The organism is Mumia flava (genome assembly GCF_002797495.1).
In the GTDB taxonomy this organism is placed as follows: Bacteria; Actinomycetota; Actinomycetes; order Propionibacteriales; family Nocardioidaceae; genus Mumia; species Mumia flava.
Genome location: NZ_PGEZ01000003.1, coordinates 1 through 14,728 on the forward strand (window position 1 = coordinate 1; position 14,728 = coordinate 14,728).

Consider the following 14,728-nt stretch of genomic DNA (forward strand, 5'->3'; position numbering starts at 1 on the left):
CGCCCACGTTCAAGAAGACGTTCGGGTACCACCCGCTCGGCGTCTGGTGCGACAACACGCAAGAGTTCGTGGCCGCCAAGCTGCGCACCGGCGGTTCAGCCGGGTCGAACACGACAGCCGACCACATCGATGTCCTGACCGACGCGATCACCCAGATCCCCAGCCGGCATCGCAAGAACCTGCTGATCCGTGGCGACGGGGCCGGCGCCTCCCACGGCCTGCTGGACTGGATCGTCGCCCAAGGCCAGGTCCGCGGCCGGACGGTGGAATACTCAGTGGGTTTCGCGGTCACCGAGAAGCTCCGCGACGCGATCCGGCTGGTCCCGAAGAACGTCTGGACGCCCGCGCTCGACGCCGACGGCGGTGTACGTGACGGCGGTGACGTCGCCGAGCTCACCGGGCTGCTCGAGACGACGATGCTCACGAAGGGCCTGACGGGATGCGGGTCATCGTCCGCCGGGAGCGTCCGCATCCGGGTGCGCAGCTGTCGCTGTTCGAAGAGGCCGACGGGCGGCGCTACCAAGCGTTCGCAACCAACACCCCGGTCGGGCAGCTCGCCTTCCTGGAAGCCAGGCACCGCGCCCACGCCCGCGTCGAGGACCGCATCCGCCACGCCAAGGACTCCGGACTCGGCCGCTTCCCGTCGCGATAGTTCGCGATCAACCAGACCTGGCTCGCGTTGACCATGATCGCCGCCGATGTGGTCGCCTGGACCAGGCTGCTCGCGCTGACCGGCGACGCGAAGACCCTCGCCACGTGCGAGCCGAAAGCGCTGCGCTACCGGCTCTGGCACGTCCCCGCCCGACTCGTCCACACCGGCCGGCGGCGGCGCCTGAAGATCCCGCAGTCCTGGCCCTCGGCCGCAGCGATCGTCGCGGTGTTCGCGAACATCGCCGCGATCCCACCACCACCGGCTTGACGAGCCCTGTCCGCCCACCACCTCAGCACCCGGAGAACCGCAGCCCGGCAGCGCCAGCCGGCGCACCGTCGTACCCGAGATCACCATGGACACGCGCACACCCCATCACGCGCCACCGACACGAACGACGCCCTCGTCATTAAAGACCGGGGCTAGGAGAGTCGGACGGCGCTTCAGCCAGACACGCGGTCCAGGGCGCGCCCCAGAGAACCGGCCAGGTCGGCGAGGCCCGCCTCGGACACGACGTAGACGCGCCGCCGCGGCGCCTGGCCGAACTTGACGGAGACGTCGAACCGCTCCACGGGAGTCAGGATCGGCTGGCCCTCATGACCAAGCTCGCACTGGAACAAGGGCGCTTGGGTCACCACCACGGGCATGACGCCGCCTAGGACCGTGCCGATGTTGTCGCCAGCCATCGTCAGCGTCCCCTCGCCAGCGAGGGCCCGCGCGAAGCTCATCGACTGCATGATGGCGTCCTGAGCGCTGTTGATAGATTCCTTTCCCAGCGCTGACACTGCGTGCGAGGCAAGCCGGTCGGTGAGCAGGCCGTTCTCCCACTCGAACGCCCCGACGACTTTGGTGCGCAGTTCCTCGGTCCAGTCCTTCCCACACGGCAGCCACCAGTCGCTGAGCTTGGCGGGGTGGGTGGAGCGGCGCTGGTCGTAGAAAGCGATCCACGGCTTGTCGCTGCCGGACTTGCACTCAACGGCGAGCCTGAAGGAGGTGTTGAGAGTCCTTGACAGGTTACTGCCTCCGAAGAGGGCCATCACGTCACCCTCACGCTGCTTCTTCGTCACCCCGTCCTCGTACTGGTAGGCGGGCAGGGCCAGCCTGCAGCCGGGCGTGCCCATGAGGGATCTCGCGGCGCGAAGTTCAAGGGCACGCCCGCTGTCCTCGAGCCACTTGTATAGCTTTTCGGTCAGTTCGTTCACGCGAACAAGCATGCGCGAACGGTCCGGCCCGATCATCAGCGGCTCGCGGACAACCAGAACTACAGGGAGTGGTGGCCAGCGACTAGCTGGCGTGATGCGGCCTTAGGGTGAAGTGGACCGCTAGTGAAGGGGATCTGATGGATCGCGTTACGAAGTCGTACCTGGACGAGTTCAGGTCGGAGCAGTCCTTGTCTTCGAGCCTGTCGGAATCGGACTTGTTCGAACTATTCGCGGACTACTGCGTGGTGTCGCTTGCCCATGAAGAAGAGTTCGACACGGAGGACGTCCACGTCGGGGGCGAAGGCGATCTAGGGCTCGATGGACTGGCGATCATCGTCAACGGGGCCCTGATCAGTTCGGTCGAGGAAGCGTCAGATCTGCTCGAAATCAATGGCTTCCTGGACGTGAAGTTCATCTTCGTCCAGGCCAAGACGAGCAGCAGCTTCAGTGGCGAGCAGATCATGACGTTCTTCGACGGCGTCGACGAGTTCTTCGCAGAGGACCCTGCGCTGCCGGTGAACGAGAAGGTCGAGGCGGCGCGAGAGGTCATGTCTTGGCTGTACTCGAAGAGCGTGAAGTTCAAGCGCCAGAAGCCTGTGATCGAGATGACCTTTGTAACGACCGGTCAATGGCAGGAGGACCAGTACCTGACGGCCAAGATCGAGAAGCGCAAGGGACAGCTGATGGCGACGGGCCTCTTCGGCGAGGTCAAGTTCACACCCCTGGGAGCCAACGAGATCCAGACGGCGTATCAGCGCTCCAAGAACAACGTGACCGTCGAGTTCTCGTTCTCAAACAAGGTCTTGCTGCCCGAAATCGAAGGGGTGGAGGAGGCCTACCTAGGTGTGTTGCCGGCGAAGGAGTACCTGTCCCTGATCACGGACCCACTTGGCAACATCCGGAAGCCTCTGTTCTATGACAACGTCCGAGACTTCCAGGGAGACAATGAGGTCAACGGCGAGATTCGACAGACGTTGCAGGACCCAGCGGGTCAGCAGAGGTTCGCGGTCCTCAACAATGGGGTAACCGTCGTCACTCGCGGCCTCGATACGACCGGCAACAAGTTCGTGGTCACGGACTACCAGATCGTCAATGGGTGCCAGACGAGCCATGTTCTGTTCGACGCGGCCGAGGAACTGAGTGACGAGGTCCACGTTCCGCTGAAGGTGATCTCGACGGCTGACGAGGAGATCATCAGCGCGATCATCACGGCAACCAACCGGCAGACCGAGGTCACCGCGGACGATCTCTACGCGATGAGCGCGTTCCAGAAGCGCCTGGAGGCTCTCTATGACGCGTTCCCGGACAAGAAGAAGTTGCACTACGAACGCCGCTCGAAGCAGTATGCGTCGGCCAACGGCATCGAGAAGGTCCGAATCATCGGCAAGACCCTGCAGGTCCGGGCCTTTGCTGCGATGTTCCTAGACGATGCCCACCGTGCTGCGCGGTACTACGGGGACTTGAGGGCGCAGGTCGGCACCAAGATCTTCATTGACACTCACAAGCTCGAGCCGTACTACGTGTCGGCGTACGGCTATTACAGGTTGGAGTTCCTCTTCCGGAACAACCTTCTGCCCGTCTACTACAAGCCCGCCCGATACCACCTGCTGATGGCTCTGCGCTATCTCGTCGGCGGAACGGACATGCCTGCACTGACGGCCAACAAGATGACCGGGTATGCGAACAAGATCGCCGAGGTCTTGTGGTCCGATGACGCATCGGTCGAGGCGTTCAAGGAAGCGATCGAGGTGATCGACGCGGTCCTTGCGGGAGATGTCCTTACGCGGGACGTGGTGAAGACGCAGTCGTTCACCGACTCCGTGAAGGCAGCAGCGGTTGCTCGGGCAGAGGAGAAGGAGGCAACCGCGGACGGCAACGCCGCGAAGAAATGAGGTGGGTGGGCGGCACTGCCGTCCACCCACCTCACTTGAATACGGCAACGAACCTATCGAGCCGCGGTTAGCTCTGGACCGGGGCTCTTTCAACCACAGAGCTGGAGCATTTCAGGTGTTGCGCCGCTCCTGGTGGGGCCAAGGCTTGGGCACTCGGCTGCCATCCGACGATGTGCTGTTGACGACCGGGGCGCCCGCTTCTGGCGAGAGAGTCGGCAGCAGGTCGGCGGGGGGGGGGGGGGGGGGGGGGGGGGGGGGGGGGGGGGGGGGGGGGGGGGGGGGGCGTTCCCTCCTGCGAGTTCGGGCCATGCTTCACCCACGCGGGCTGCGTCAATGTGGGCGGAAGGTCGCACGCTAGCCCGGTCGGATGGGACGATGCCATGGGTCGCACCGTCGCAACTCCGCAGGGCCCCGCCAGGTCAGCGCGTATGCACTCGATCAACGGCCGAGCGCGGATCCTCGCTCGGCGAGGGTCGTCCGCCTTGGGCTGCCGCGTGCAAGACGGCGTCGGCGAGGGAGGTCGGATTATCCCCCCGCCACGCCACGTGCTGGTCGGGACGCACGAGCACGTACGGCGCGTCCCAGTCCTGCGTGAACGAGCCCTCCGTCCGGCGCACGCGGACCAGGTCGAGCGGAATCCCGGCGACGTCGGCTACCCGCTGGGCGGCGGCGAACTCCGACTCCGCATCCCGGTCAGCCGGCGCAGCGCCATCCACCTCCGCGCCCGCATCCACCAGCACCGTGAAGCCCGCCCCCAGCACGTCGTACAGCGAATGCCCGTCCGCCAGCCACGCGTGCGGCAGCAGACATCCCGGCGCCGCCGACGGCACGTAGCGGATCGGGTCCGGCTCCGGCGCGGAAGCACCCGACGGCGTCACGCACGGCGAGGACGCGTAGTCGTACCCGAGCACCAGCCCGAGCGACAGGAACTCCGAGGTCTTCACCTGCAACGCCTCACCCGCGAGCCGCCGCAGCTCCTCGCCCCGCTCCCCCGCATCGCCCAGACCCTCCTGCACGAAGTCATCGGCCAGGGCGGTCCCGTTCGTCGCCGCATCGTCGATCGTGCGGCGCGCGACCGGCCGGCGCTCCGCCTCGTACGAGTCGAGCAGGCCTGGTCCCGCCCAACCGTGCAGCTCGGCGTCGAGCTTCCAGGCGAGGTTCGCAGCGTCGCCGATGCAGGTGTTGAAGCCGTGCCCGCCCCACGGCGGGTTCGCGTGCGCGGCGTCGCCGACGAGGAAGCAGCGGCCGCGGCGGTACTGCGGCGCGAGCAGCATCCGCGCGGTCCACGGGTCCTCCGCGAGCACCTCCACGTCCACGTCGTCGCCGACCCCGGCGAGGTCGCGGATGATTGCGTCGCGCGGCACGCCGGCGAACGCGGGCGCCTCCGCGTCGTACCCCTGGACGATCGACCACCACAGACCGTCGAGGTCCATCTGCCCGATCATCCCCGCGTACGTGCGCCCGACCACCCAGAACTGCACCGCCGGGTCGATCCGGACCAGGTCGGCGAGGGCCTCGGAGCGGAACAGCAGACCGAGGTTCGACTTCGCCGCGGACGAGCCCTCGAGCCGCAGCCCCAGCGCCCGCCGTACGTCCGACGAGACGCCGTCGGCACCGACGAGGTAGCGCGCACGGACGAGCCGCTCCTCCCCCGCCGCGTCAGCCACCCGGGCCACCACACCGTCGACCGCATCCGGCTCGGACTCCAGCCCCACGAACCGCGACCCCAGACACAGCGTCGAGAGGGGCTGCGCCTCCACGGCCCGGCGCAGGACCTGTTCGACGACGGGCTGCGCGACCTGCTGGCCGCACTCGGGCGCGACGTCGTATCGGCCCGACCGCAGCTGGAACGCCTCGTGGAACCGCGTCAGCTCGTGCCCGACCAGCGACGTGCAGAACGCGACGCTGTCGGAGTAGTCGACCGGCAGCGGCGACGCGTCGCGGAGCCGGTCGGCCAGGCCGATGCGCCGCAGGTGCGTCATCGTGCGGGCGTTCGTCGTCTTCGCGCGCGGGTGGAGCCAGTCGAGCTCGACGCGCGGTTCGAGGACGGCGCTGCGGACCCCGCGACCCGCCAGGTCGGCGGCCAGGAACAGCCCGCTGGGGCCTCCGCCGGCGATCAGGACGTCGACCTGTGCCGGGACGGGGTGCGGGTCGCGGGGTGCGGTCATCGAGCGATCTCCTCCAGGGACGCGGCCTCCGCGGCCGGGGTGTCGAGCGGAGCCTTCTTGGGCACGAGCGCCATCACGATGCCGCCGAGCAGCGCGGTGATCGCGAAGGCGGTGGCGGTCGCGTGCAGGGGATCGTTGCCGGAGACGACCCAGGCGCCGAACGTCGGTCCGACGATGCCGCCGATCCGGCCGACGCCGAGCGCCCAGCCGAGCCCGGACGCACGCGACGACGCCGGGTAGAAGCGGGCGATGAAGTCGTTGAGGATGTTCTGCGTGCCGAACCCGCCGAATCCGGCCAGCATCACCAGCACCACGAGCAGCCCGGTCGCGGGCTGGCCGGACACGAGCGTCAGCGCGATCGCGGCGGCGAGGTAGCCGGCGATCACGAGCGGCTTCGGCCCGAACCGGTCGGCGAGCCACGCCGCGATCACGGTGCCGACGACGGCGCCGAGGCAGTAGACGAGCAGGAAGTTGATCGACGACCCGAGCCCGTACCCGGACGTCGCCATCACCTGCGGCAGCCACGTCGTGATCCCGAAGACGGTGAGCAGACTGAAGAACGTCGTCGCCCAGATCAGCAGGGTCGGCACGAGCATGCGCCCGGACACCAGCGCGGTGACCGACGAGAACCGCCCGCCCGCAGCACCGGCCGCGGTGCCGGCCGGCACCGCCGGAGCCGCCGGCGTCGGGAGGCCGTACGTGTCGCGCACCCGTGCTGCCGCCTCGGCGTCACCGCGCGCCGCGAGGTAGCTCGGCGACTCCGGCAGCGCCCGGAACAGCACCGGCACGACGAGCAGCATCAGACCGGCCGCGAGGTAGACCGGACGGAACCCGTGGTCCGCCACGACCCGCGACGCGAAGAACGACGCGACCACCATGCCGACCGGCGGACCGGTCAGCACGAGCCCCAGGGTGCGCGATCGCGTCTCCGGCCGCGTGAACTCGCTCGCCAGCGCGACCGCGGTCGGCAGCAGACCGCCGACGCCGAAGCAGGTGAGGATGCGCAGCGCGACGAACGCCTCGACGTTCGGCGCCAGAGCGGCCAGCACCATGCCGGCGGAGAAGATCGTGACGCTCGCCAGGAAGATCTTGCGCCGCCCGATCCGGTCGGTCAGCGTGCCCGCGACCAGCGAGCCGGCGAGCATGCCGGTCAGCGCGAGGCTGCCGACGTGACCAGCACCGTCCACGGTGAGGTTGAACGGCGGCTGACCGATCAGCGCCGGGAGCGTCGCCCCGTACGCCATCAGGTCGTAGCCGTCGGCCACGAGACACAGCCAGCACAAGACGTAGACGAGGGTCCGCGATCGTGGTGCGGATCGGGTCGCAGTGGACATGGGTGCTCCTGGGCGTCGGAAGTTCGGGCGGTCGACGTGACCGGAGCCACATCGCCGCCCCAGCGTGTCCGCGGTCACAGGCGCAGACGAGAGGCCTTCTCGATCATTGAGAATCACGCCAGCGCCACCGAGCCCGTACGGGCGGGTGCCGCCGTACCGGCGGGTGCGGCCACGTCCAAGGCGGCGCCATCCAGAGACCCCGCCGCCCGGGCGAGCAGCCCGCGCAGCCACTGGTGCGCCGGGTCATGCTCGCGGACCGGGTGCCACCAGACCGCCTCGACCAGCGGCGCGACCGGCCACGGGCACTCGACGGTCCGCAGCCCGGCGACACCGGCGAACCGCGCCGCGAGCCGCCGCTGCAGCAGCGCCACCCGCGGCGTGCCCTGGAGCAGGAACGGCAGGGAGACGAAGCTGTCGGTGACGACCTCGACCCGCGGTTCGACGCCGAGCGTGCGGAGCTGGCGCGCCGCCGACGCGAAGGTCGCGGGTCGCTCCGACATCACCGCCCACGGCAGCGCCGCGAGGTCGGCGAGACTCGGCTCGTCTCCGACCAGAGCGTTGTCCGCCGCGAGGACGCACACCCAGTCATCGGTGCAGAGCCGCAGCGAGGGCAGGTCGCCGACCAGCCCGTACGGCAGGACGAGCGCGTCCACTGCGCTCAGCGTCGACTGGACGTGCTCGACCGCGTGCGGCGTCACGCCCGTGAACCGGATCCGTACGCCCGGCGCCTCCGTACGCGCCAGCGCCGACGCACGCGCCCCGAGCACCACCGACGCGTAGTCCGACGCCATCACGATGAACTCGTCGTCGGCATGCTCGGCATCGAACGACGCCGTCGCGTCGAACACCCGCTGCGCCGTCGCCAGCGCGGTCGCGACCCGGACGCGGAGCTGGCGCGCGAGCGGGGTGGGCCGGTACTCGTTGCCGTGCCGCACCAGCAGCTCGTCGCCGAAGTGCCTGCGCAACCGCGCCAGCGCGTGCGACGTCGCCGGCTGGCTCAGCGCGAGCGACTCCGCGGCACGCGTGACGTTCTGCTCGGTCAGCAGCGCGTCGAGCGCGAGCATCAGGTTGAGGTCGAGACTGCGCAGGTCACCGGGCATGGGGCACCTCCTGCCGCACGGCGGGGTTCAGAGCCCCGCGGGCGTCTCGGGCGGCGGGCCGACCATCGTCACGTCGAGGTCGGAGATCTCCTGGAGGCGGCCCATCATCACCGACGGGTCGATCATCCCCTCGGTGTAGACGTGGTCGTCGGTCGCCGGACCGGTGCGGTCGAAGAACGGCTCGAACACGTCCGTCGTGAGGATCCCGAGCATCCGCGTGGCGTGGCCGCCGAGCGCGAAGCTGTGGATCGTCCCCGCCGGCGCGTGCACGTAGTCGCCGGGCGTGAGCAGCACCTGCTCGCCGTTCACCCAGAGCCAGATCCGGCCGGAGAGGCAGAAGAAGTTCTCGGTGTGCTGGGAGTGGAAGTGCCGCGGGATGTACGGCTGGCGGGCGCCGATCGTCGTGACGGCGATGTAGCGGCCACCGGTGTTGCGGCCGCGCGCCGAGAACGCGTTGACCGCGTCCGGCCACATCCGGCGGTCGCCCTCGCCGGCGCGCAGGAAGTACGGCTCGACGCCGCCGGGCAGCGCCACGTCGTCGCCGTCGCGCGCGTCGACCTGCGGCAGGTCGTGGACCGACGCCCCGCCGGGAACGATCAGCCGTCCGCTCGGCGGCGGGACGTCGGCGGCCGGGTACACGTGCGTCGCGACCGGCGACTCGCCCTCGAGCAGCGCGTCGAGCGCACCGCCCGGCGCGCTCCAGAACAGCAGCTTGGTCATCTCCGAGAGCATCCGGTACGCGACCGGGACGCCCGGCGGGACGTGGATCGTGTCGCCGGTGCCGAGCACGCGGCTCTCCCCCGGCAGCCACACCTGCACACTCCCCTCGAACACCACGTACGACCGCTGGTGCTCGGCGAGGCTGTGGAACGGGGCAGACGCGCCGCGCGGTCCGAGGACGAACGCCGCGTCGAACGCGTTGCCCGAGTCGGCCGCACGGGCGACGACGGTCCACAGCTGGCCGTCCACCTCGTACCGCTGGCCCTCCCCGCTCGTGATCGCGTACGGGACGGGCTCGCCGGGCAGCGTATCCACGACGGGACGCATCTGGTGCACGGACTCGAGGTCGAGAGTGGTCATGCGGATCCTTCCGTCAGGCATCGCGCGAGGAAGTCGGCGGTGCGGTCGAAGCCGAACGTCGTCGGCACGGGGCAGGGGTGGCGCGAGGAGCAGACGGTGGCTTTCGGGGACACCTCGGCGGCGAGGCGGCCGTCGTCCATCGCGGCCGGTACGTCGGCCCGCCCCGCGGGGTTGAGGAACCCGTGCCGGTACCCGTCGACGAGCCACAGCTCCGCGTCGGCGCCGGCGGCGAGCAGCGCCTCGTACAGCAGCTCGCTGTGCCGCGACGGGACCATCAGGTCGCCGGTGCCGTGCGCGATCTGGAACGGCGGCGCGTCCGCGGTGACGTAGGTGAGCGGGGAAGCGGAGCGGGCGCGGTCCGGGTGCTCGGCCGGGATCCCGCCGAGCAGGCGCGCCTCCGGGGTCGCCGCCGGGTCGGGCGGTCCGAGCGGCGCCCCGGGCGGGACCTGGTCGCCGAGGAGGTCGACCGGCGGGTACGCGGCGGCGACCGCGGTCACCGACGCGTCCCGTACGGGGTGGTCGGCGTCAGCTTGGACGGTCCGGGGGTGGTCGGCGCGCTGCTCGCCGGGAAGGGCGTCGAAGTGTCCGGTGAGTCCGGCCAGTGCCGCCAGATGCCCGCCGGCCGATGCGCCCCAGAGCGCGATCCGGTCGCCGTCCAGGCCGAGCTCGCCGGCGTGCGCGCGAAACCACCGGATCGCCGCGCGGACGTCGTGCAGCTGAGCGGGGAAGAGCGCGTCGCCCGACAGCCGGTACTCGATCGACGCCATCGCGATCCCCCGCTCGGTCAGGTGGCGCGGATCGGGCGCGAGCTCGCGGTCGCCGGTGAACCAACCGCCGCCGTGCAGCCACACAACTACCGGCACCGGCGCGGACGCGTGGGGTCGGTGCAGGTCGAGCACGAGCGGGCCGGTGTCGCGCCGCGCGTACTCGAGCGCGCGCAGCGGCGGCGGCTGGGACATCGTCGTCTCCCGGAGATACGGCGTGGGCGGTACGGGTGGTCGCCGACCATGCTCCGAGTGCGACCTGGGTCACGTCCAACAGGAAGTCGCGAACCACCCTTCGGGAAACCCGAACGGATCCGCCGGTCGAGGCGCGAGCGAAGACCCACCCCGCTGGTCGAGGCGCGAGCGAAGCGAGCGATCGAGACCCCTGACTCGTTCGTTGGGGGTCTCGATCGGGCTCGTCCCTCGCCCGACTCGACCAGCGTGAGAGTCCCCCGCTGGTCGAGGCGCGAGCGAAGCGAGTGATCGAGACCCCTGACTCGTTCGTTGGGGGTCTCGATCGGGCTCGTCCCTCGCCCGACTCGACCAGCGTGAGAGTCCCCCGCTGGTCGAGGCGCGAGCGAAGCGAGTGATCGAGACCCCTGACTCGTTCGTTGGGGGTCTCGATCGGGCTCGTCCCTCGCCCGACTCGACCAGCGTGAGAGTCCCCCGCTGGTCGAGGCGCGAGCGCAGCGAGCGATCGAGACCCCTGACTCGTTCATTGGGGGTCTCGATCGGGCTCGTCCCTCGCCCGCCTCGACCAGCGTGAGAGTCCCCCGCCGGTCGAGGCGCGAGCGAAGCGAGTGATCGAGACCCGACGGTCCGAGGCGTCACGCGCGGGCGATCTGCTCCACCACCGCGTGCGCGAGGTCACCGAATTCCCGCACCACCTCCGTCGGCTGCTCCCGCGCGAAGCACAGCGACGTGGTCACGTCGGGCACACCGCGCAGGGGTACGAAGGCGAGCCCGGGCCGCGCGAACGACTCCGGCGCCGACGCCCCTGCGATGTTGACCCCGAGGCCGGCACCGCACAGCTCGAGGACCTCTTCGAACGAGTGCGCGACCGCCATCGTCTTGAGGTCGTCGCGGCCGGTGATGGTCTGCAGCCACGCGTGCTCGCCGGTCGGGTCGTGGACCGCGATGAACGTCTCGCCGGCCAGGTCGGCGACCTCCACCGACGGCTGCGCGGCGAGCGGGTGCGCCTCGGGGACGACGAGGACGAGCCCTTCGGACCACAGCGACTCGGCGTGCAGGTGCGCAGGCAGCGGCCCGGCCTCCGCGACGAACGCGCAGTCGACGTCGCCGCGCTCCAGCGCCGCGACCCACCCGTCGAACCCGAGCTGCCGGATCTCCCACTGCACGTCGGGCCGTTCGCGCGCCGCCTCGGTCATCACCGCCCGGAACCGCGGTGTCGTCACCATCAGGCCCACCCGTACGCGCGGTGTGTCCCGTACGCGCTGTCCCCACGCGGCGATCGCGTCGATCCCGTCGACGACCCGCTCCGCGAGCGGCAGGAGCTCGACACCCTCGGGCGTCAGGCTCGCGCCGCTGCGTCCTCGGTCGAACAGCCGCCGCCCGATCCGGCGCTCGAGCGTCGCGACGTTCTCGCTCAGCGTCGACGTGGCGAGGTGCAGCGACTCGGCCGCGCGCCCGAAGTGCCCGTGCCGCGCCACGGCGACGAACACCCGGAGCTGGTGCGCGGTGACGTCGATCACGACCGCCAGTCTGACACGCACCGCCCGCGTCCACGGTTTGTCGAGTTCCGGCGACTTCCGGCACATCCGATCGCGCCGCAACTCGACGAATCGGGGTCGGGATAGATCACGCGTCCGCGTCCTCGTAGGTGTTGACGCCGGTGATGCGCCGGACGGATCCCCACCCCCACACCGCCCACGCGACCAGGAGGAGCGCACCGAGCAGCGACCCGACGGCATCGGCGACGAGGTCGCCGACGGTGTCGGAGTTGCCCTCCGACAGCGCGGTGTCGAACGTGCCGTCGGAGGTGAACTCGACGATCTCCCACAGCCCGCCGACCGCCATGCCCAGGCAGAACACGACGATCGCCATCCCGGTGTAGTGCCGCGCGTGCGTCTCGTCGCGCGGGTCGGGCAGGACGTCGAGCCTCGCGAGCCCGATGTAGAGCACCGGGGCGACCAGGCACGGCAGCACCACGTGCACGACGCGGTCGAACCAGCTGATCGAGTCGTACCAGCCGAGCGCCTCCCCGACCGCGTGCAACGTGAGCACGAGGACGAACCCGGCGTCGTACGGCCGCGGGAGGTTGATGATCCGCGCGAGCAGCGCCAGGACCGTCGCGAAGCCGAGCGCCAGCGCGCCGCCGACGTTGCCGGCGACGAGCGCGACCAGGGTGGCGACGACGAGACCGATGCGGAGCACGTCGATGCCGTCACGGACCAGCGGGGTCCAGTCACCGAGGATGAGCCTGCGGGCGTCCACGACGGCAGACTACGCCGACGGCACGGGACGGTCTGGCGGCCGCGGGTCTGGCACGCTGTCCGCCTCCCTGCGACGGACAGCGTGCCAGGTTCAGCAGCGAGGTCAGCGCCCCGTACGGCCGTGGCCCCCCTTGTCGTTCGGGTGACCCTTGCCGTGCTTCTTCGCCTTGCCCTTCGGATGGAGCGGCTTGCAGACGAGGTCGTCGCCGACGGCCTTGCACTGCGTCTGGTAGCCGTGTGACAGGAGCGACTCGCCGACCCAGCGGTAGTCCGGTCCAACGTCCTTCTTCGGTGTGTACGCCACGAAGTTCGCGGCGTCGTCGGTGCTGCCGGTGCCGTCGTAGCGGGCGACGGTCGGGTACGGGTAGACCGGGCGGGTTCGGGTCACCGTGCCCTGATCGTCGGTCGCGGAGGCGATCAGCCGGTCAGGGGCCCGGCCGCTCTCGACCCACGCCATCACCGGGGTGAGCACATCGGTCGAGTTCGGGCCGTCGCCACCGCCGCAGTGCGCCATGCCCGGGAACAGGTAGAGCTTCGCGAACTGCTTCACCGCGCCCTTGCCCATCGTCTTCTGCATCGCGTCGTAGTACGCGAGGGTGTTCTGCGGTGAGATGTGCTGGTCGTTCCACCCGTGCCACAGCAGCAGCTTGCCGCCGCCCTTGCGGTACGCCTTGAGGTCCGGGTCCAGCGCGGCCATGTAGCTCGACGAGGGCATCACGGTGTCCCAGAAGCCCTTGACGGTCAGCGGCAGGTCGCTGAGCTCGTAGTCGGGGTCCGCGTCGTTCGGGTCGGCGAGGTAGCGCAGGTACGACAGCGCGAAGTTCTCGCTCTGCGCGTGCCCGTCGGGTGTCGCCGGAACGAACAGCGTCCACTCCAGCTCCGAGCCCCACTCGTGCGAGATCTCCTGCTCGAGACGCTTCCCGTCGGCCGTCCTCGCACCCTCGTGGAGCTTCTGGACGACCTCGGCCTCCTCCGTCGACAGGCAGGTCGACGGGTCCTGACCGTCGGCGCAGACGATCGTCATCGGGTCGAAGCCACAGGCGCGCGGATCGTCGAGGATCCCGTCCTCCACGCCGTCGATCCCGTCGCACGCGGCGATCACCGCGTCGTGGACGACCGGCAGCTTGTCGGCGAGCAGGATGAACTGCCCCTTCTCGTCCTGGTTGGCCAGCACGTTCCAGGCGTGGTGGTACGTGTTCTGCACCGCCATGTTGCTCGCCGGAGCGCCCGCGGCGATCCCGTCGAAGTCGTCGGGGTAGCGCTGCGCCTCCATCAGCGCCTCGCGGCCGCCGTCGGAGCAGCCGGTGAAGTACGAGTACGCGGGCGCCTGTCCGTAGAACCTCGTGATGAGCGCCTTCGCGACCTCGGCGGTGACGTGCACCCCGCGGTACGCGAAGTCGATCTGCGCCTGCGGGTTGTCCGCGGCCCACGAGCCGTCGTTCTGACCCTGGTGCCCCATGTCGGTGCTGGCGCTGGCGACGCTGCCGTCCTCGATCACCGGGCAACCGGAGGACTGGCCGTAGTTGATCCGCACGTTGCCGCACAGCCCGCCGCAGCCGGTCTGGACGTACCGCTGGGTCCACCCCTCGACGGGGAGACGGACCATGATCGTGTTCGCCGGGGCGACCGTGCCGGTCACCTCGCAGTACGGGGCGGTGGTGCCGTCGTCGACCACGCTCGCGGCCGTGATCGTGACGGGTGCGTCGGTGACGCCGTCGAGGTCGAGACCGACGACGTCCTCGCACGCCATCACCGGGGCGAGCGCGGCGAGGTCACGCAGGCCGTCGGCGGTGACGGCGGTGCGCCCGTGAGAACCGGCGCTCGTCGCGGCGCTGACCGTACCGGCCTGCGCGAGCGACAGCACCAGGATCGCGGCGGCACCCACGGCGGCCGCGAGAAAGGCCGGACGTCGGCGAGTGCTGCGTACCGACGGCCGCTCCTGCCTCTGGAAGGTCCAAGGCATCGAGAACTCCTCTGGGTTCAGAGCCCACCCGAGAACGCGACGGACGCCGCTGGGGTGTGACGGACGTTACACATGATCGTCAACAATCTGCAATGCAATCTTGCGAACGGGTCTCGATCGCTC

Annotated in this window: 12 protein-coding genes; 3 read left to right on the forward strand and 9 right to left on the reverse strand. The window is 70.1% G+C overall.

Going from position 1 to position 14,728, the window contains the following annotated elements; all coding sequences use genetic code 11:
• Positions 1 to 683: transposase (locus CLV56_RS19390; protein WP_211288233.1), on the forward strand; the 683-nt coding region annotated here is incomplete at its 5' end.
• A gap of 2 nt (positions 684 to 685) precedes the next feature.
• On the forward strand, positions 686 to 919 hold the full coding sequence (locus tag CLV56_RS21095) for a transposase (protein ID WP_211288234.1): 234 nt from the start codon (positions 686 to 688) through the stop codon (positions 917 to 919).
• A 173-nt stretch (positions 920 to 1,092) separates the two neighbouring features.
• Here CLV56_RS21095 and CLV56_RS19395 read toward each other — a convergent pair whose 3' ends face one another.
• Complete coding sequence (locus tag CLV56_RS19395) at positions 1,093 to 1,851, reverse strand: hypothetical protein (protein ID WP_157805233.1); 759 nt, start codon at positions 1,849 to 1,851, stop codon at positions 1,093 to 1,095.
• 137 nt (positions 1,852 to 1,988) lie between these two features.
• Here CLV56_RS19395 and CLV56_RS19400 point away from each other — a divergent pair, with 137 nt between their 5' ends.
• Positions 1,989 to 3,743 (forward strand): AIPR family protein, encoded by a 1,755-nt coding sequence (locus tag CLV56_RS19400; protein WP_100415543.1) that lies wholly within the window; start codon positions 1,989 to 1,991, stop codon positions 3,741 to 3,743.
• A gap of 419 nt (positions 3,744 to 4,162) precedes the next feature.
• Here CLV56_RS19400 and CLV56_RS19410 read toward each other — a convergent pair whose 3' ends face one another.
• The 8 genes from CLV56_RS19410 to CLV56_RS19445 form a co-directional block, all read right to left on the reverse strand.
• A complete protein-coding gene (locus CLV56_RS19410) occupies positions 4,163 to 5,911 on the reverse strand; it encodes an FAD-dependent monooxygenase (RefSeq protein ID WP_039355912.1) in 1,749 nt (582 codons plus the stop codon).
• Positions 5,908 to 7,245: an MFS transporter gene (locus tag CLV56_RS19415; protein ID WP_100415545.1), complete on the reverse strand. Its 1,338-nt coding sequence runs from the start codon at positions 7,243 to 7,245 to the stop codon at positions 5,908 to 5,910. Before CLV56_RS19415 ends, CLV56_RS19410 begins: the two co-directional genes overlap by 4 nt.
• Before the next feature lie 113 nt (positions 7,246 to 7,358).
• On the reverse strand, positions 7,359 to 8,345 hold the full coding sequence (locus CLV56_RS19420; RefSeq protein WP_100415546.1) for a LysR family transcriptional regulator: 987 nt from the start codon (positions 8,343 to 8,345) through the stop codon (positions 7,359 to 7,361).
• A 27-nt stretch (positions 8,346 to 8,372) separates the two neighbouring features.
• Complete coding sequence (locus CLV56_RS19425; protein WP_039355909.1) at positions 8,373 to 9,425, reverse strand: quercetin 2,3-dioxygenase; 1,053 nt, start codon at positions 9,423 to 9,425, stop codon at positions 8,373 to 8,375.
• The gene (locus tag CLV56_RS19430) at positions 9,422 to 10,384 is read right to left on the reverse strand and encodes an alpha/beta hydrolase (protein ID WP_039355975.1); all 963 of its coding nucleotides are present in this window, start codon (positions 10,382 to 10,384) and stop codon (positions 9,422 to 9,424) included. The genes CLV56_RS19425 and CLV56_RS19430 overlap by 4 nt, the downstream gene beginning before the upstream one ends.
• 632 nt (positions 10,385 to 11,016) lie before the next feature.
• Positions 11,017 to 11,901: a LysR family transcriptional regulator gene (locus CLV56_RS19435; protein WP_170224834.1), complete on the reverse strand. Its 885-nt coding sequence runs from the start codon at positions 11,899 to 11,901 to the stop codon at positions 11,017 to 11,019.
• A gap of 106 nt (positions 11,902 to 12,007) precedes the next feature.
• Positions 12,008 to 12,643 (reverse strand): DUF2238 domain-containing protein, encoded by a 636-nt coding sequence (locus tag CLV56_RS19440; protein ID WP_039355902.1) that lies wholly within the window; start codon positions 12,641 to 12,643, stop codon positions 12,008 to 12,010.
• A gap of 102 nt (positions 12,644 to 12,745) precedes the next feature.
• Positions 12,746 to 14,605 (reverse strand): tannase/feruloyl esterase family alpha/beta hydrolase, encoded by a 1,860-nt coding sequence (locus CLV56_RS19445; RefSeq protein ID WP_100415548.1) that lies wholly within the window; start codon positions 14,603 to 14,605, stop codon positions 12,746 to 12,748.
• Positions 14,606 to 14,728: the final 123 nt, after the last annotated feature.